The sequence below is a fragment of the Paraburkholderia hayleyella genome (assembly GCF_009455685.1).
Classification (GTDB): domain Bacteria; phylum Pseudomonadota; class Gammaproteobacteria; order Burkholderiales; family Burkholderiaceae; genus Paraburkholderia; species Paraburkholderia hayleyella.
This window is the reverse complement of sequence record NZ_QPES01000001.1, coordinates 772,760-791,107: the sequence shown is the minus strand read 5'-3', so window position 1 is coordinate 791,107 and position 18,348 is coordinate 772,760. Positions and strand designations below refer to the sequence as shown.

18 protein-coding genes are annotated in these 18,348 nt (G+C 60.1%); 11 read left to right on the top strand and 7 right to left on the bottom strand.

Going from position 1 to position 18,348, the window contains the following annotated elements:
- Positions 1-51 precede the first annotated feature (51 nt).
- A complete protein-coding gene (gene speB, locus GH657_RS03650; RefSeq protein ID WP_153099460.1) occupies positions 52-1,008 on the top strand; it encodes an agmatinase in 957 nt (318 codons plus the stop codon).
- A gap of 254 nt (positions 1,009-1,262) precedes the next feature.
- A complete protein-coding gene (locus tag GH657_RS03645) occupies positions 1,263-2,765 on the top strand; it encodes a purine-cytosine permease family protein (RefSeq protein WP_153099459.1) in 1,503 nt (500 codons plus the stop codon).
- Between the two features lie 327 nt (positions 2,766-3,092).
- Here the strand turns inward: GH657_RS03645 and GH657_RS03640 are convergent, their stop codons facing one another.
- The gene (locus GH657_RS03640; protein ID WP_153099458.1) at positions 3,093-3,566 is read right to left on the bottom strand and encodes an outer membrane lipoprotein; all 474 of its coding nucleotides are present in this window, start codon (positions 3,564-3,566) and stop codon (positions 3,093-3,095) included.
- A 438-nt stretch (positions 3,567-4,004) separates the two neighbouring features.
- Between GH657_RS03640 and GH657_RS03635 the strand changes: the two genes are divergently transcribed.
- Complete coding sequence (locus GH657_RS03635) at positions 4,005-4,307, top strand: hypothetical protein (RefSeq protein WP_153099457.1); 303 nt, start codon at positions 4,005-4,007, stop codon at positions 4,305-4,307.
- A 202-nt stretch (positions 4,308-4,509) separates the two neighbouring features.
- On the opposite strand, the gene GH657_RS03630 is transcribed toward GH657_RS03635, so the two are convergent.
- Both GH657_RS03630 and GH657_RS03625 read right to left on the bottom strand, forming a co-directional pair.
- A complete protein-coding gene (locus GH657_RS03630) occupies positions 4,510-5,439 on the bottom strand; it encodes a CopD family protein (RefSeq protein ID WP_153099456.1) in 930 nt (309 codons plus the stop codon).
- Positions 5,436-5,813 (bottom strand): copper resistance protein CopC, encoded by a 378-nt coding sequence (locus GH657_RS03625; protein ID WP_153099455.1) that lies wholly within the window; start codon positions 5,811-5,813, stop codon positions 5,436-5,438. Before GH657_RS03625 ends, GH657_RS03630 begins: the two co-directional genes overlap by 4 nt.
- Positions 5,814-6,208: 395 nt before the next feature.
- Between GH657_RS03625 and GH657_RS03620 the strand changes: the two genes are divergently transcribed.
- From GH657_RS03620 to GH657_RS03605, 4 genes are all read left to right on the top strand, one after another.
- Complete coding sequence (locus tag GH657_RS03620) at positions 6,209-6,928, top strand: c-type cytochrome (RefSeq protein WP_174769860.1); 720 nt, start codon at positions 6,209-6,211, stop codon at positions 6,926-6,928.
- A gap of 20 nt (positions 6,929-6,948) precedes the next feature.
- Positions 6,949-8,247 carry a cytochrome c gene (locus GH657_RS03615; RefSeq protein ID WP_153099454.1) on the top strand — a complete coding sequence of 433 codons (1,299 nt, stop codon included), beginning with the start codon at positions 6,949-6,951 and terminating at the stop codon, positions 8,245-8,247.
- 136 nt (positions 8,248-8,383) lie between these two features.
- Positions 8,384-9,004 carry a PAQR family membrane homeostasis protein TrhA gene (trhA, locus tag GH657_RS03610; protein WP_153099453.1) on the top strand — a complete coding sequence of 207 codons (621 nt, stop codon included), beginning with the start codon at positions 8,384-8,386 and terminating at the stop codon, positions 9,002-9,004.
- Between the two features lie 293 nt (positions 9,005-9,297).
- A complete protein-coding gene (locus GH657_RS03605; RefSeq protein ID WP_246173989.1) occupies positions 9,298-10,827 on the top strand; it encodes a DEAD/DEAH box helicase in 1,530 nt (509 codons plus the stop codon).
- Positions 10,828-10,986: 159 nt separating this feature from the next.
- Here the strand turns inward: GH657_RS03605 and GH657_RS03600 are convergent, their stop codons facing one another.
- From GH657_RS03600 to GH657_RS03590, 3 genes are all read right to left on the bottom strand, one after another.
- Positions 10,987-11,547: a hypothetical protein gene (locus GH657_RS03600; RefSeq protein WP_246173987.1), complete on the bottom strand. Its 561-nt coding sequence runs from the start codon at positions 11,545-11,547 to the stop codon at positions 10,987-10,989.
- Positions 11,548-11,676: 129 nt separating this feature from the next.
- The gene (locus GH657_RS03595; protein ID WP_153101620.1) at positions 11,677-12,504 is read right to left on the bottom strand and encodes a ferritin-like domain-containing protein; all 828 of its coding nucleotides are present in this window, start codon (positions 12,502-12,504) and stop codon (positions 11,677-11,679) included.
- A 320-nt stretch (positions 12,505-12,824) separates the two neighbouring features.
- Positions 12,825-12,986, bottom strand: a complete 162-nt coding sequence (locus GH657_RS03590) for a hypothetical protein (RefSeq protein WP_153099451.1) — start codon at positions 12,984-12,986, stop codon at positions 12,825-12,827.
- A gap of 344 nt (positions 12,987-13,330) precedes the next feature.
- Here GH657_RS03590 and GH657_RS03585 point away from each other — a divergent pair, with 344 nt between their 5' ends.
- Positions 13,331-13,528: a hypothetical protein gene (locus tag GH657_RS03585; protein WP_153099450.1), complete on the top strand. Its 198-nt coding sequence runs from the start codon at positions 13,331-13,333 to the stop codon at positions 13,526-13,528.
- Positions 13,529-13,719: 191 nt separating this feature from the next.
- Here GH657_RS03585 and GH657_RS03580 read toward each other — a convergent pair whose 3' ends face one another.
- On the bottom strand, positions 13,720-14,106 hold the full coding sequence (locus GH657_RS03580) for a hypothetical protein (RefSeq protein ID WP_174769859.1): 387 nt from the start codon (positions 14,104-14,106) through the stop codon (positions 13,720-13,722).
- 168 nt (positions 14,107-14,274) lie between these two features.
- Between GH657_RS03580 and glpD the strand changes: the two genes are divergently transcribed.
- From glpD to GH657_RS03565, 3 genes are all read left to right on the top strand, one after another.
- Positions 14,275-15,837 (top strand): glycerol-3-phosphate dehydrogenase, encoded by a 1,563-nt coding sequence (glpD, locus tag GH657_RS03575; protein WP_153099449.1) that lies wholly within the window; start codon positions 14,275-14,277, stop codon positions 15,835-15,837.
- Positions 15,838-16,008: 171 nt separating this feature from the next.
- Positions 16,009-17,526 (top strand): glycerol kinase GlpK, encoded by a 1,518-nt coding sequence (glpK, locus tag GH657_RS03570; protein ID WP_153101618.1) that lies wholly within the window; start codon positions 16,009-16,011, stop codon positions 17,524-17,526.
- 125 nt (positions 17,527-17,651) lie between these two features.
- On the top strand, positions 17,652-18,338 hold the full coding sequence (locus GH657_RS03565; protein ID WP_153099448.1) for an HAD family hydrolase: 687 nt from the start codon (positions 17,652-17,654) through the stop codon (positions 18,336-18,338).
- Positions 18,339-18,348 lie beyond the last annotated feature (10 nt).

The following is an 18,348-nucleotide window of genomic DNA, read 5'->3' as shown; positions in this document are numbered from 1 at the left end:
GCCATCCCCACAACTCATTACTACCGCCAGCTCCTTTAAAAAGAGATAGCTATGACTGAAACCGAATACTTTCAGCCCCTCAGCGGCAATGCCATGCCCCGCAGCGGTGGAATCGCAACCATGATGCGGCTGCCGCATGTCGAATCGGCGCAAGGGCTCGATGCCTGTTTTGTGGGCGTGCCATTCGATCTGGGCACCTCGAACCGCACAGGCGCGCGTTATGGCCCGCGCCAGATCCGCTGCGAATCCGCACTGCTGCGCCCGTACAACATGGCGACACGCGCCGCGCCGTTCGATTCGCTGCGCGTCGCCGATATCGGCGATGTGGCGATCAACCCCTACAACCTGCCGGATTCGATCAAGCGCATCGAAGCCGCTTTCGACGCCATCCTCAAGCACGGCACGAAGCCCATTACGCTCGGCGGCGACCACACCATCTCCCTGCCCATCCTGCGCTCGATTCATCGCAAGTACGGCAAGGTCGGCATGATCCACGTCGATGCCCATGCCGACGTCAACGACACGATGATGGGCGAGAAGATCGCGCACGGCACGCCGTTTCGCCGCGCCGTCGAAGAGGGTCTGCTGGACTGCCAGCGTGTCGTGCAGATCGGTTTGCGAGGCACAGGCTATGCCGCCGAAGACTTCGACTGGTGCCGCGAACAAGGCTTTCGCGTAGTCCAGGCCGAGGAATGCTGGAACCGCACGCTCGTGCCCCTGATGGCACAAATCCGCGAGCAGATGGGCGATGGGCCGGTCTACTTCACCTTCGATATTGACGGCATCGATCCGGCCTTCGCGCCTGGCACAGGCACGCCCGAGATCGCCGGGCTCACCGTGCCCCAGGCGCTGGAGATTATCCGCGGCACACACGGGATGAACATCGTGGGTTGCGACCTCGTCGAAGTCTCGCCTCCTTACGACCCGTTTGGCACCACCGCGCTGCTCGGTGCGAACCTCGCGTTCGAGCTGCTGTGCGTGCTGCCTGGCGTGCAACGGCGCGATTAAGCCGCGCCACGCCACCAGGCCCCAGGAGCAGCCAGGACGCTTGCGTGAAGCTCAACAGCACGCACTCGCGCCAACCGTCTTGCATCTTGCTGGAATGAAGCAGGTGTGCCGCACACCGGCACGTGCTTCATTGCCATTCATAAAACGATCCGGGCAGTGTCCCGCCGGCTTTCGATCCGGGCGGGACCAGCGACAGCATCGGGCCATTTAGACGGACTACACGGGCTATTCCTATCCATCAGGAGACCATTTTCATGAGCACTTTGAAACAAGTTGCAAACGCCGGCGCCCCAACGGGCGGCGGCATCGAGATCGAGAGCCGCTCGATCGATTACGTTCCTGAAAGCGAACGCCACGCCAAGCTGAGCAGCCAGGGGCCGTTCTGGTTTCTCGGCAACTTTCACTTCTTCACGATCTCGATTGGCTTTGTCGGCCCAGGCATGGGCCTGACTGCGGGCTGGACCACGCTGGCGGGCGCGCTGGGCATCATGTTCGGCACGATTTTCATGGCGTTTCATGGCTCGCAGGGGCCGGACATGGGGTTGCCACAGATGATCCAGTCGCGGGCGCAATTCGGCTATCGCGGCGTGATCCTCGCGCTCATGGCGACGCTCTTTGTTTTCGTTGGCTTCAACGTGGTCAACGTCGCGCTGATTGCCGACGGCATGAAAAGCGTGTTCGGACTCGATCCGACGATGGTCACGATCGTTTCGATTCTCGTCGGCGCGCTGCTGTCCATCTATGGTCACGACCTGATGCACAAGGTGTTCAAGTGGGCGCTGATCGCTACCTTGCCGCTCTATGCGCTGGTGACGCTGGCACTGATGTTCGGCACGACAGGCGCGCCGGTGGTCCATACGCCGGCGCTCGGTTTCAACTGGATCGCATTCGCCACGCAGTTCGCCATCGGCGCGAGCTACAACATCTCGTATGCGCCGTATGTCTCGGATTACACACGCTATCTGCCGAAGAACACCAGCCGCGCCAAGCTCATCGCCGTGATCTTTTTCTCGGCTTCGCTTTCGGGCGCATGGATGATTGGCCTCGGCGCCTGGATGGCGCAGCAGCTCAAATCATCCGATGCGCTCGCTGCCTTGAGCCAGGTGGGTTCGTCGGTCGTGCCGGGGTTAGGCCATCTGATCGTGATCGTGTCGGTGCTGGGCTTTTTGCCGATCATCGCGCTCAATACCTATAGCGCCATGCTGACGCTGCTCACGGGCGTCGATTCGATTCACAAGATCAATCCGACACGCCGTTCGCGCATTCTGTCGATCATCATCATCAGCCTCGTCGTGATGATCTGCGTGATCGCAATTGGCGGCAACGGCATCCACATGCTGCACCAGTTCCTCGTGCTGATGCTGTACTTCCTTGTGCCCTGGACCGCCGTCAACCTGGTCGATTACTTCTTCGTGCGCCATGGCCATTATGCGATCCCCGACTTTTTCACGCCCAAGGGCATTTACGGCGCGTGGCAGTTTCCGGGCATTGCGTCTTATCTGATTGGCTTCGCCGCGATGGTGCCGTTTTTTTACATCAACGATTCCGCCCATCACCACGAAATCTTCATCGGCTACTTCGCCCGTTTGCTGGGTGGCGTGGATATCGCCTGGCTAGTCGGCCTGATCGTCTCGGGTGGGGTGTATCTCTTGCTGAGCCGCTCACTCAACCTCGCCGCCGAAGAGCAGGTGATTCGCGGCTTCAGCGAAAGCGACTTCATCGCTGCCGCGCAGAGTTCGAAAGCAAAGCCACATTAACCGTACGGGCCTCTTTGCCAAGGGCGAGATAGCCTGACGCCCAGGCGTCATGAAAGCGTGGACCTGTAATAAGGTCCACGCTTTTTTTTGGGCGCGCCATGCCATGACGCGGGCAAAAAACAGGGGTAAAAAAAGCCGGCGGCATCAAACAATGCCGCCGGCCTGAAGATCCAGACTTGAATTCACCCCATGAAGCGCCAGACGCGCTCAAGGATTCATCACATCAGTTTTTGACTGTTATGAACAACGCTTCATGTTTCCTGCTTCGCCGCCAGATCGCCCCAGCGCCGCGCCCAAGCGCAGCCCCATGACCATCCGGCGCTCGAATTAATGGGTAATGCGCGCCGAACCACCGCTGGACAACAACCGCACCCGCTCACCCGGACGGAACGTTTCACCATCCGCCGCTTGCGTCACCGCGCGCTCTTCACCGTTATCCAGACGCACGGTGATTTCGAGGCCCGTGCTGACGGCCATGCGGTTTTCAACTGCGTTGCCTGCGACGGCACCTACCAAACCACCCGCGATACCCGTAAGAATCTCGCCCCGGCCACCGCCAATGGCGCTGCCCGCCACCGCGCCCAATGCCGCGCCACCCAGCGCGCCAAGGCCACTGCTATGGCCATCGTTTGAACTCAGTTTCACCGCACGCACGTTGGTGACCGTGCCATACCGCACGGTCGCTTCGCGCTGCGCTTGCGTGGCCGAATACATATTTGCCGAGCTCATATTGGCGCAACCCGTCAGCATCAGCGAACCCGCCACCACAGCGGCAGCAAAAATACGCCCTGTCATTTTCATCTTTCCGTTTCCTTATATCGATCCCCGAAGAGGCTTCAAGGGGATTCATATTTTAGGTGGGGGGATAGACGGTACATCCTGAAAATAAAGGCCTCTGACGATGCGTAACGAATCAGAAACACAACGCGCAAAACGTCTTCCCACGCCTGGCTTCGAACCTTTATCAACGGTCTGGGTTTTCAGGCTTCGACAGGCTGGAGCCACGATGTCGCGCAACGTCGCCTCTGTTCCCGGCGAGCGACGTTGCAGTTACGTAACGTTGCCCCTGTTGTACCCGCCAAACAGCGCGCAACCGGTCCTCAGCGAAATACGCCAGGTACGCCAAGGCCTTGCCGCATAAGGCTTGGCCGCCAGTTGGCAAAACTCGCGCAAACGATGGCCCGATCCTTGCTCAAGAGAAAGCATTCAGCACAAGGCTTAGGGCTCAAGGGGAAAACAATGATTGAATATTTGCCGGACTATCTGATCCGCGAGCAAGCTGCAGTGGGCGCGCTCGTGATCTTTGGCGTCTTGCGGGTGCTAGGCGCGGCGCTGGCGTTTGAGAAAGGCTGGCGCATCTCGACCGTGGAGAAATGCGTGATCGCCACGGCGCTGCTGTACTGCTTGCCGCCGCTGCTTGATTTGCTGCTGAACCTGTACCGGGCTCGCGCGGCGGCAGCGGAATTCGAAGGCCGTGCCGTGGGATGCGCGATTGCGCTATTTTGCGCGCCGATTTTAGGCCACAGGCTCGGCTATGAATAACATCAATGGCGTACAGGGCGTTGAGGGGCGCGCGATGAAGTAAAAAATAAAACGCCATGACCCCGCTGATTCAGACTAGTCGCACGGGAGCCGGTCCCCCGCCGGAGAACCCGTCAGTTAGTGCCGCGCAGTCCCTGCGCGGCACTTTTTTGTCTGAACGCGAAAGCCTTCGAGGACCAGGCTCAACCAGGCTTAAGCAGGCTCAACCCGCTGCGGCCAAGGCCGGCACGCTATGCGCCAGCACGGCCGCCGTGATGAAAACCGCGAGCATCATGAGCGCTTCGAGATGCAACACGTTGACGAACGTGCGCGCATCCATCGTCGAAGCCGTGCGGCGCAACCGGGGCAGCACGAGATAGCGGTTCAGGCCGCCCAGCCCGAGCGCCAGTGCGACCAGCGCGAGCTTGAGCAACAGCACATGGCCCCATAGCGTGGACTGGATCGCTTCGAGCGAGCCCCCCGTGCCGCGCTCAAGGTTAAACGCGCCACTCACCAGCACGAATGCCAGCGCCACCAGCGAGGCATGCGAGAGCTTGAGCGACGTGCGAATCAACACACCGCGCGCAACCGATTCCCCCAGCGCGGGCAGCACCGCAAACCCAGCGGCCAGCACGAGCCCGCCCCAAACACTGGTCGAGAGGACATGCAACGCATGCACCGCGAGCGTCACGGACACGAGGCCATCATCGGCGGCATGCCCCAGTGCAGCCTTGCCCGCAGCGACCGCCAGCGCGCCGACGCCGAACAGCGCATGGCGCGCGCCCCCCCCTGGCCCCAGCAACACGCTCAGCAGCAACAGCAGCGCGCCGCCGAACGCGACACTCCATGCATAGCCGACATACGTTTGCAGCAGCACGACGGGCAGCAGCGCGAACGCGGCGGGCAACCGGACGCCGCCCATCGCGGCCGATTGATACAGCAACCAGCCCAGATCAGCGAGCAGCAGCACGATCGCGGCAGTCAGCATCGAGCGCTGCGCACGCAGCCAGGCCGCCCGGCCTGGTGCGACTGCAGCCCGCGCATCGCTGGCAAGCCACGCGCCCAGCAATGCGGAGCCCACCACGAAGGCAAACGCGACATTCATCAGGGCCGCCATCGCCACCTGCCCCAACCACAAGCCGTCTAGCCTCATTTGACGGTGAAGGCGTAATCGCCCTGGGTACGGTGGCCATCAACCGCAACGGCATTCCAGTGCACCGTATAACGCCCAGGCGCTAATGGTGGGAGCTTCAGATGGAGGATTTTGCTGTTGTTCGCATCGATGCTGGAGGGGCTGGAGGCAGCCGGCTTGCCCGCGGCATCGTTCAGCACGATCTTGCTGAATGCGGCTTCGAGCGGCTCGCTAAACTGGATCACCACCTGGCTGGGCGTGGTGACTTCGGCGTCGGGCGCTGGATCGCGCACGAGCGGCCTGGCATGCGCGAACGCCGCCGAAGCCGCGACACACAGGACAGCCCCCACAGCCAGCGCACGCAACGCTGGTCCGGAAAAATTGAATGGATTCATTGGAGTAGGAAAGTCAGTGAAAGAGAAGAAGGAAGAGGAAAAAGATAGAGGAACGGGTACACACGAACATGAATGAACCCAACGATGAGCACAACGACAGCAGGTACTCATGCAGGGCATGCCGCGAGTGTACGTGCAACGCGGCTGCCCCGTGAAGGCCAAGCGTGTTCTGTGTTTCTGTGTGTTTCTGTGTATTACCAGAGCAGGCCAAATGCCGTCAGCCAGGGCAAATACTCTCCGCGGGCCATCGATGATAGAATGCCCGGTCGTCGCAGCCTCAACTAGCCTCAGCTCAGCCTCAACTGCGCGGCCTTTTAAGAAGTTAAACCGTACCGAATTTAAGCACCGAACCGTTCGAAGTTCGGTCAGGTCCCCCGATCTTGATGGAGTGAAGCGTGTCTTCAAGACGCATTTTCCGCCCGCTGCTTGCCCTTCTGTTGATTGGCAGTGCTGGCGTCTATAGCGCTGCGAAAGCGCAAACCCAGCCTAAAGCCCCTGACACCATGGAAGCACGTGTGCAGGGTTGTACGTCATGTCACGGCTCGCACGGACAAGGCACCGATAACGACTACTTCCCGCGCCTCGCAGGCAAGCCAGCTGATTATCTGTACAACCAGCTCAAGAATTTCCGCGAAGGCCGCCGCAAGTACCCGCCGATGAACTACCTCGTCACGTATCTCTCCGACGATTACCTTCATCAGATCGCCACTTATTTCTCGCAGCAGCGCCCGCCGTATCCGGCGCCAGCCGCGCCGACCGTGTCACCTGAGACACTCGCACGGGGCAAGCAGATCGTGCTGCAAGGCGACGCCAGCAGGCAGGTTCCCGCCTGCGTCGCCTGCCACGGCCAGGCGCTGACGGGCATGCAACCCGCTATTCCGGGCCTCGTCGGCCTGCATGCTGACTACATCAGTGCGCAGCTTGGCGCCTGGCGCTCGGGTACCCGGCACGCGGTGCAACCAGACTGCATGCACACCATCGCCACACGCCTGAGCGACGAGGACGTCAACGCCGCCGCATCATGGCTGGCGCAACAGCCCGCTCCGTCCAACCCCGTGCCGGCACCGGCGCGCTCGCTGAAGCTTCCGCTTGCCTGCGGCAGCGAACCGCAATAAGGCTTCGGGAGAACTCACCTATGAAACGCAAGACCCTGTTCGCCCTTTCGGCTGTCGTCATCGTTGTTGCCGCTGCGTTCGTTCCCATCCGGTGGACGGGCGGCGATAACCTGCATAACGGCACCGCCGTCGCTGCCACGCCTGCCGACCAGGCTGCCCTCGTCAAGCAGGGCGAGTATCTCGCCCGGGCTGGCGACTGTATCGCCTGCCACACCGTGCGCGGCGGCAAGGAGTTCGCTGGCGGCCTGCCGATGGCCACGCCGTTCGGCACGATGTTTACGCCGAACATCACGCCTGACGATCAATACGGCATTGGCAAATGGACCTCGGACGATTTCTATCGCGCGATGCACACGGGCCGCTCGAAAGACGGCAGCCTGCTGTATCCGGGCTTCCCGTTCACGAGCTACACCAAAGTCACGCGCGCGGATTCCGATGCGATCTACGCCTATATCCGCTCGGTGCCACCGGTCAACGTGCCAAGCCATCCGCACGAGCTGAAGTTCCCGTTCAACAACCGCAACCTGCTGATCGGCTGGCGCACGCTGTTTTTCCGTGAAGGCGAGTACAAGGCTGATCCAGCCCAGTCCGTCGAATGGAACCGCGGCGCCTATCTGGTTGAAGGCCTCGCCCATTGCGGCATGTGCCACACCTCGATCAACGCGCTGGGTGGCCCGATCAATTCATCGGCGTTCGCGGGCGGCCTGATTCCGCTGCAAAACTGGTATGCGCCTTCACTCACGTCGAACGCCGAATCCGGCCTCGGCGACTGGGATATCAAGGACATCGCCAGCCTGCTGAAAACCGGTGTATCGCAACGTGGCGCGGTGTTTGGTCCGATGGCTGACGTCGTGCACAACAGCCTGCAATACATGAACGACGCAGATATTCGCGCGATGGCCGTGTATCTGAAGACCATCCCGCAGAAAAGCGACGCGCCGGAGCATCTGCAACTCGAAACCTCGCCACAGTTTGGCAACGAGCTGCTCAAGCAAGGCAAGAAGATCTACGCCGACCAATGCGCGAAGTGTCACGAAGCCAATGGTTTAGGGCAGCCACCGCATTACCCGCCGCTGGCCAACAACCAGTCCATCCAGATGCCATCGGCCGTCAATCCGATTCGCATGGTGCTCAATGGCGGTTATCCGCCGAGCACGGCAGGCAACCCGAAACCCTATGGCATGCCGCCATTCGCGCAATCGCTGTCTAACCAGGAAGTCGCTGCCGTGGTGTCCTACATCCGCATGACATGGGGCAACCATGGCACGGCGATATCGCCGCAGCAGGTGAACGACCTGCGTTCGGCTCCACTCGATTAACCAGCGCAGGATGACTTAAGGGCGCGGCTCGCGGGAAACCGCAGCCGCGCCCTTCGTCTTTCAAGACCTGCTTCAAAACCTGCCTCAAAACCCGTTTAACCTGCTCGATCGATGACGCCGTACCCGAGGAAAAACCTTGCCAGCCGGTGAACGGTTCAACTGCCTGACGCACCTGGCCGGTGCGCTGCTTGCGTTAGCCGGCCTCGTTGCACTCGTCACGCTGGCGGCCCAGCAAGGCGACCCGTACAAGATCGTGAGCTTTGCGATTTACGGCAGCATGCTGGTCGTGCTGTATGCTGTCTCAACGCTTTACCACGGCACGCGTCACCCCCGCTTCAAGGCTGTTTTGCAGAAATGCGATCATTCGGCGATCTATCTGCTGATCGCTGGCAGCTATACCCCATTCACCCTGGTTACCTTGCGCGGGCCGTGGGGCTGGTCGCTGTTTGGCGTGAGCTGGGGGCTGGCTGTGTTCGGCATCGCTCAGGAACTAACGTTAGGGCGGCGCACCCGGCGCGTCTCGATGATGTTGTATGTGCTGATGGGATGGCTAGCGCTGGTCGCCGTGGTTCCTATCGTCGAGACGCTACCTGCGGCTGCCACGGCATGGCTCGTCGCAGGCGGGCTGAGCTATACCGTGGGCATCTGGTTTTTCATCAACGATGAACGCATCCGCCACGGGCATGGCATCTGGCACCTGTTTGTCCTGGCAGGCAGCGTTTGCCAGTTCATCAGCGTGGTGCGCTATGTTGCCTAAACGCCGCATTGCGCGGCACCAGGCTGCGATGGACGCCGCAATAACCATGCAACTTACCGCCAACGAGCGTGTCTGCATGTTGCGTTGAAGCATTAGCATCCGGCATGCCAGACGCGTGCCGCCGATTTTTCCATGACCGGTCACAGGGCGTGAGCCCCTTGAAGTTAGCCCCAAAGTTAGCCCCAAAGTTAGCCCCAGAGTTAGCCTCGGAGTTGGCCTTGAAGCGAGCCCCAAAGCATGCCTCGCAACAATGCGCTGTACCGGTCACCCTACCTGCATTGCAAAGAGTGTTTATGTCTTTTGATTCTCTCGGCTTGTCCGAACCCCTTGTCCGCGCTGTCCACGAACTCGGCTATACCGTTCCCACGCCCATCCAGATGCAGGCTATTCCGGCTGTGCTCAACGGCGGCGACCTGCTGGCAGGTGCGCAAACCGGCACCGGCAAAACCGCGGGCTTCACGCTGCCGATCCTGCAACGTCTAACCACTCTGCCCGCTCCTGCCCATGCCACGGGCAAGCGTCCCGTGCGGGCACTGATTCTCACACCGACGCGCGAGCTTGCCGCACAGGTCGAAGAAAGTGTGCGCCTGTACGGCAAGTATCTGAAACTCAAATCCACCGTGATGTTCGGTGGTGTCGGTATCAACCCGCAAATCGACGCGCTGCGCCGGGGCGTCGATATCGTCGTGGCAACACCCGGACGACTGCTCGATCACATGCAGCAAAAAACGATTGATCTGTCGCAACTCGAAATTCTGGTGCTCGACGAAGCCGACCGCATGCTCGACATGGGTTTCATTCACGACATCAAACGCGTACTAGCCAAACTGCCGCCCAAACGCCAGAACCTGCTGTTTTCCGCGACGTTCTCCGACGAAATCAAAACGCTGGCGGATAACCTGCTCGATTCGCCCGCACTGATCGAAGTCGCGCGCCGCAATACCACCGCCGAAACCATCGCGCAAAAAATCCATCCCGTTGACCGCGATCGCAAACGCGAGCTCCTGACGCATCTGATCCGGCAGCACAAATGGTTTCAGGTGCTCGTGTTCACACGAACCAAGCACGGCGCGAACCGTCTGGCCGAACAACTGGAGAAAGATGGCATCAGCGCCCTGGCGATTCACGGCAACAAGAGCCAGTCGGCACGCACCCGCGCGCTCGCCGAGTTCAAGGACGGCACGCTGCAGGTGCTGGTAGCAACGGACATCGCTGCACGCGGTATCGACATCGACCAGTTGCCGCACGTCGTCAACTATGACCTGCCTAATGTGCCGGAAGACTATGTGCACCGGATCGGGCGCACCGGCCGTGCAGGCGCGACGGGCGAAGCCGTCTCGCTGGTGTGTGTCGATGAGTTGCAATTACTCAAGGATATCGAGCGGCTTATCAAGCGCCCGGTGCCACAAGAGGTCATCGCGGGTTTCGAACCCGATCCAGATGCCAAGCCCGAACCGATTTTGCGACGCAGCCAAGGCGGCGGTGGTGGCAGTGGGCGGCCGCGCCAAGGCTCGGGGGGCGCGGCGGCGCCACGTTCGGGACAGCGTTCAGGGCAACGCTCGGGCGGCCAAAAACCGCAGGCGGCTCAAACCAGTCCGGCGGCGGCCCCCCAAACGTCCAAGCCAGTTAATGCGCCCGCACAGGTCCGCAGGGACAACCCGCGGCACGAAACGACACGCCATCACGGCAAACCCGGCCCGGCGACGCATGATCGTGGCACAGGCAGCGGTGCGCCGCGCGCAACGCCCACTAAAGGCCCGGGGGCATTGCTGGGTGGCGGTGGCCGGACACCCGGACGCGGCGGTGGCAATCGCGGACGTTAAGTACGTTTAACGTACTTAACGTTAACGCTGTCAATACGTCAGATACTTCAAGGCTTCAGCACTGAACCCGGAAATGGCGCGCTATAGCCACCGGGTTCTTTTTTTGTCTCGATCCGGAAAAAGCTGCTGCGCCTACCGCGCGTGCAACGGCATCCACCCTTACCGCTGTACTGCGGCAAACCGCCGTTTCAGTTGCCCGATTTGCCATGCCCAGCGAGCGAGCACCCGATCCCGCTCACCGGTGTCCAGTTCAAAGCCCATTCCGCCCGTCAGATGCGCATAGCGCACACGCTGGGCTTCACCAGTCTCGATCACGCCGGTGAACGTGGCTATTTGCTGTGGCTTCGCTGTGACAAGGTCAGGGGTAACGATGGAAGCAGTGGCCGTGGCAAGGTCGACAGGCACATCAGGCAGCACAGCAAACCGGAGTTGAACCTGATAAAACGCGCCCTCGAAAACATAGGTCAGTGCCGCCCGGCCATTGCAGCGCAACGTCTCCGCCGAGCGCGACTGCGGCCATAGCGCCACGCACAATGTACGGCTATCGGGCGCGTATAGCTCGCCAATGCCGAGTAGCGCCGTGCGTAGTTCACCGGATGAAGCGCTCTGCACCAGCGAGGCGGTAAAACCTGCTTTAGCCACCAACGATGTGCCATCAAACAGCGCGCACAAACCCGGTGGCCAACTCTCGAAGCGTTGCAGCTCAAGGTCTGGCCGCATCGTGGAATGCCTCATCAGACACGTCCAGCAGCAACGGCAATGGCAACGGCAACGGCAACGGTAATGACAACGTTAACGGCCAAGCCAATGCGCCATTGGCTGGGAGCGGAACGAACAGCGTTAGAGAAATCAGCGGAACAGGACATGCTGGGTGAACTTCGTCAGCGGGTAACGGATACCCGGCTGAATTTTTGCAGGCAGATCAAGCGGTTTGAGCAGCATCTTCACGCACATATCAGCGGACATGTACCGGCGCACCACAGCATTCACCTGCGCCGCCCGCCCGCGTTGATAAGCCGGATCGTGCGCATGCCCAGGGTAGCGCGCCGCCAGCACGTGACGCAACGCAATTTCGGAATCCTCATTGCGAATCTCCCTCACCCGGCGCAGCAGCGCACCGAGCACCGCAAGCCGACTATTGCCTTCGATCTTGTTGTACTGGCGGAAGTACTTGAGAAAGTGCTTGTAATGACGCACCTCGTCCGTGCGAATGTTATCGGTAATCTCACGCAACACGGGCTCATCGGACGACTCGCGGATGGCCCGGTACAGTGTTGCGGTCCCGGTTTCGACGACGCAGCGCGCAGCAAGCTCAAGCGCCCGGGTTTTTTCAAAATCTTCGAAAGAGCAGGTTTTCGAATATTCAGCGAAAAACTGTTCGAACGCGTCATCCCAGTCGAACTCCGGCCATACATGGCCGATATAGGCTTTCAGCGCGCGGCCATGCTGAAGTTCCTCCGGTTCCCATTCGGTGTTCAGCCAAGTCGAAATTTCGGGATCGCCATCGAAGAAAACGCTCAGGTTACTGGTGTAAAGATCCGATCCACTTTCAATAAATGACGCTGCACACAGCAACAGAAGAAGATTTTCATTAGCGGCAGCACGCTGGCGATCGATGCGGTTCAGATCGATATCCTCAATTCGCCACGGCATGATATGTAACGGCTCTGTTTGCATGATGTCGCGCTCCCGGAACTCAATTGATGCTCGGCGCATACCAAAACCCTCGATGTTTCGGTTCGATTCCTTGCCGCCTCAAAAAAGCTCATTTGAAATTTGGTTAACCCGCGATTTTTTCATCTTAGCTGGTGTTCAGCAAACGGGCGCTTTCAGCTTTAAAAGACACAGACTATACCGGGCTTACGGTAGTTCCAGTGCCTGCGCTACCCATCCGGCTTAGATGAACGGCTCCAGTCAAGCATTTCGCTCATGCCTTGCGGCCATCTGCCGCGGCCATGAAACCGGCCGTGAGCGAGTTTTGCTCACGCAGTGGTACCTCAATGTGCGGCAGCATCGTGCACCGTTGGGATAAAGGCATCGTGGGTAAGCTCGTCATTCATTGCTTGCATCCGTCGGTTCAAGGTTAATTTGGCCATGGCTAGCATGGGCGAAATGCGAGCGGGCATGCGCAGCAAGATTAACGTCGTCACCTGATTCACACAGGTATTCCTTTCCGTGTTTCCCCCACACTGTTTTTCCGTTGTTTTACATAAGCCATTCATGTTGCAGTGCACACCCAGGTTCATGTGAACTCAAGGAATTTTCCGCTCATGCAACCCGCCGCCAGCATGCTGCAAAGTCAAATAGAAAATTTTCGGCTACGGTTTGGTGTTCGGCTAACACTTGACTACACTCCAGTTCCCCGACGCCCTATCGTGCTTGCCCCGTTGTGCTGGCGTCGGCGGTCAACCGCCTGGCTTCCCGCTTCACCTTAAGGGCCATGGCTGTCGTTTTGCCTACCGCCCGCCGGGTAGCCCGAACACGCGTGTCATGGAGAAAAACGATGCTGAGTCCGCATGAATTCGCCACGTTGTTACTTGTGAAAGATGCTCCAGGTCAGGTCGATATGGAGCGAACCGAACTGGATGCCTTGCTCGAACGACAACTTGTGCAGCTTGAAAACCTCGCCTCTGGCCAACAGCAATGGAGCGTGACCGATATAGGAAATTCAGCCCTCAAAGCGATCAAACGATTTTCGTAACGTCCAGCCTGCCATGGCGTTTCGCTTAACCCCCGCAACGCCCATTCGAGCCTGCTGAACCTGCAATTTGAAACGAGCGCCATCCGGCGAAACCACGCCGGAATAACCTGAGAGCACAAGGCCAGGCCCAGCCCGCACCGCGCATTTTCTGTTGGTGCTGTGAGCTTGGTCTGGCCACCACGGCAAACCCGCTAGCCACCGCGCAACGTGGGATCCACTGATGCGCGCCAGCTCAACGCCTTCACCCGTTGCGCCAAAAGATAAGCAGCCCAATCATTGCGCGCCTGAGCACTGCCGCTAGCCTTCATGGCCGTGTAATACTGCGCGATCGACGCCTGGAACGCACAGTAATCGTCTTGTGACACCCGGCCACGCCGACGTGCGACATACGCATCGAACAAAAGGCTGTACACCGATTGCTCATCAATCCCGTAATCAACGCTAGCCACATTCGCACAACCTTGCTGTAGCGCCCCGACCGAGGGGGCGCCCCATGTCCCCCTTAACTCCGGCGTGCTCACGCAACCCACAAGCAGCACCGCTGTACCACCCAGCAAAAAACCCTGTATTCCACGCATAACTCACCTCGATGTGATGAATGACGCACAGTATCGTGTGTCACTTCAAATTGCGCCATCTGTCAGACGGCATAGGCTAACTGGCTAACTTTACTTTTCCGGACCTGCTCCTTAAAGTCCGGACACGAACAGTTTTCCTGTTCGCGTTCGCTTCAAAGGGGCATTCCAGTGGAATCAGGCAGGCAGTACGATTTGCTCGTCGTGGGCGGCGGCATCAATGGTGTGGGCATCGCCCGCGATGCCGCAGGCCGTGGGCTATCGGTGCTGCTCTGCGAGCAGCATGATCTGGCCGCGCACACCTCATCGGCCAGCACCAAGCTCATTCATGGCGGTTTGCGCTATCTGGAGTACGGCGAATTCAAACTGGTGCGCAAAGCGTTACAAGAGCGCGAAACGCTTTTGCGAGCGGCACCTCACATCATTCGGCCGCTTCGCTTTGTCATGCCGCACATGCCTCTGCTACGCCCGGCCTGGCTGATCCGCGCAGGGCTGTTTTTATACGATCATCTGGCACGGCGCGAGCTGTTACCCGGCTCACGCGGCATTGATTTACGTCAGCATCCTGCTGGCGCACCGCTCAGCAATGTATTCAAGCGGGGCTTTGTCTATTCTGATGGCTGGGTCGATGACGCGCGCCTCGTCGTGCTCAACGCGCTCGATGCTCACGAACGCGGTGCCACCCTTCTCACTCGCACCCAGCTTGTCAGCGCAACGCGCAGCAACGGCACCTGGCACGCCCGGCTAAAGCGAACCGATGGCGAAGCGTTCGATGTGCATGCCAGCGCCATGGTCAACGCGGCAGGCCCGTGGGTCAGCGCGCTCTCACACCAGGCGCTGGGACGTGACACGCAACACAGCGTTCGGCTGGTCAAGGGTAGCCATATCGTCACGCCACGTCTTTTCAGGCACGACCACGCCTACATCTTCCAGAACCCTGATAAACGGATTGTCTTTGCCATTCCCTATGAACACGACTACACGCTCATCGGCACCACCGATCTCGAATATCACGGAGACCCCGCTCAGGTCAGCATCACCGCAGAAGAAACCCGTTACCTGTGCGAGTCAATCAATCGTTATTTCAAAGTACCGCTGACCCCCGCCGAGGTGTGCTGGAGCTACGCGGGTGTGCGCCCGCTGCTCGGAGACGAAATGGCCGGCGAGCCATCAGCGCTCACACGCGACTATCAACTCGAACTCGATGCCCTCCCTGGTGCGGCCCCATTGCTCTCTGTCTTCGGCGGGAAAATCACCACTTTTCGCAAGCTCGCTGAAGAAGCACTCGACCAGCTCTGCCACACGTTACAACGTCCACTACCCGCCTGGACCGCGCATGCACCGCTGCCCGGTGGAGACATCGCGCCAACCGGCTTCGAGCGCTTCGCCACGCATTTTCAGCAGCAGTTCGCCTGGCTACCCTTAAGCCTCACACGCCGTTATGCGCACGCTTACGGCACACGCGCAGTCCAGGTGATTGGCCAGGCTGAATCGATCGAGGGTCTTGGGCAGGCTTTCGCACCAGGCCTGTACGAGGCCGAATTGCGTTACTTGCGCGATACCGAATGGGCCTGCTGTGCGCAAGACGTCCTGTGGCGGCGCTCCAAGCTTGGCTTGCACGCCCTCGCCGCCGGAACACTCGAACCCTTGAGCCGCGCCATTGATGCGTGGTTCGCCCAAACCACGCGAACCACGCCACAGAAACCCGCCCCGTACACTGGCGGAGAGCCTTGAGTTCAAGGCCTAACCCTAAATCTCGCAGCCGGTTCGAGCCTCGGACACCAGGCACCAGATGCTCTAAAGCTCTAAACCTTGGCCCAGCACCTGGCACCCAACCTCGCCGCGGCATTCGCGTATCGTGCCAACCACGCCAGCCCCCACTCATCGCACACGGAAGACACCACCATGCAGGAGCAGTACATTCTCGCGCTTGACCAGGGAACAACCAGCTCACGCGCCATGCTGTTCGACACCCATGGCAACGTGGTGTCACATGCGCAAAAGGAGTTCAGGCAAATCTACCCGCGTCCTGGCTGGGTCGAACATGATCCTCAAGATATCTGGTCGACCCAGGCAGGCGTAGCCGCCGAAGCGGTCACGCATGCCGGGCTCAACGGCACGGCCATCGCCGCCATCGGCATCACGAACCAGCGTGAAACCACCCTCGTCTGGGATCGCACAACCGGTCAGCCGCTCTACAACGCCATCGTCTGGCAAGACCGTCGCACGGCGCATTTTTGTGACGAACTCAAAGCGCAAGGCGTCGAGCCCATGGTACGAAGCAAAACCGGCCTGCCCATCGACGCGTACTTCTCCGCGACGAAAATCCGCTGGATCCTCGATCACGTCGAAGGCGCACGCGAACTAGCGCGCCAGGGCAAACTTGCATTCGGCACGGTTGATAGCTGGCTGGTCTGGAATTTCACGCAACATAGGTTGCACGTCACCGACGTCACCAACGCCTCGCGCACGATGCTATTCAACATCCACACGCTGCAATGGGACGATGAGCTGCTGGCACTCTTCGACATTCCACGCAGCATGCTGCCCGAAGTGCGCTCTTCTTCAGAAATCTACGGGTCCACTCAAACCACGGTGTTCGCCTCGAAAATCCCGCTCGCGGGTATCGCCGGAGATCAGCACGCAGCGCTTTTTGGCCAGATGTGCACGCGTGCGGGCATGGTGAAAAATACTTACGGCACAGGTTGCTTTCTGATGATGAACACCGGCTGCCAGCCCATCGAGTCACGCAATAACCTGATCACCACGATCGCATGGCAACTGGGAGGCGCAACGCCCGCAACCTCCGTTACGCATTACGCGCTGGAAGGCAGCATCTTCATCGGCGGCGCCGTCGTGCAATGGCTGCGTGACGGCTTGGGCCTGATCCGCCATGCCAGCGAAATCGAAGCCCTCGCGCGCAGCGTGCCACACAGCGACGGCGTTTATCTGGTGCCCGCTTTTGCGGGGCTAGGCGCGCCGCACTGGAATGCTCACGCGCGCGGCACGCTCTTCGGCGCCACACGCGGCACCACTTCCGCGCATATCGCGCGGGCAGCGCTCGATTCAATCGCCTATCAGTCGTTCGACGTTTTGCAAGCGATGGAAGCCGATGCAGGCATGCGCATCGGCGAGCTACGCGTCGATGGCGGTGCCTGCGCGAACAACCTGCTGATGCAGTTTCAAGCCGACCTTCTAGGCGTCGATACGGTCCGGCCACACATCAGCGAAACCACGGCACTTGGCGCGGCCTACCTGGCAGGGCTAGCAACCGGTTACTGGCCCGACATTGATGCATTGCAAAATCAGTGGAAGCTGCAACAGCGGTTCACCCCCGCACGGCCACCCGATGAAATTCAAGCCTGCCTGGCGGGCTGGCGGCGCGCGATTCGTGCAGCCATCGCGTGGGCGGATCAGCACTGAGTACGAAGCTCCCTGGCTTTGGCTCATTGGGTTCTTGTCTTTAGCGCCCTGCCTTTGGCCCCTGCCATGGCACATGGCATCGGCCACTCAACCTTCTCTTTCTCTTTTTGGCTCTTCCCTCCCCCATGTTCGACCATCTGATTTGCGACTGTGACGGTGTGCTGGTCGATAGCGAAATCATCGCTGACCATGTTTTGCTCGATACGCTCACCACGTTATTTCCCGGCCACGATTTCGGCCCCGCCGTCAAAACAGCTTTCGGCCAGCAAACCTCAAGCTTTCTCGCCGGAATCGCCACCCGCTTCAATCTCACCTTGCCCACCAATCTGCTCGACACCATCGAACAACGTGTAGCCGAGGCGCTGGCTGTCTCGCTCAGCCCGATTCATGGCGTGCGCGAAGCGCTCCTGCAAATCCCCCTGCCCGCCGCGGTTGTGTCGAATAGCCAGATGGCACGTGTGCGCGCGTCGGTGCAATGCGCGGGTCTCAGCGAGATTTTCGCGGAGCGGATTTTCAGCGCCGAGCAGGTTGCCCGGCCCAAACCTGATCCCGATGTATATCTGTTCGCCGCACAGCAACTGGGCGTTGACCCCGTGCGCTGCCTCGTGCTCGAAGACAGCGTCGTCGGGTTGAATGCGGCTCGCGCCGCAGGCATGCAGACCATCGCATTCATTGGCGCAAGCCATATTCCGCCGGGCTACGCCGACACGCTGCGCCAGTTGGGTATCACGCGGATCATCGAGCGCATGGAGGCACTGCCCGCGCTAGTAGCCGCAGGCATGCGCGGAGAGTTCGGCAACGTGCAGTCGTAGCACGGGGTGG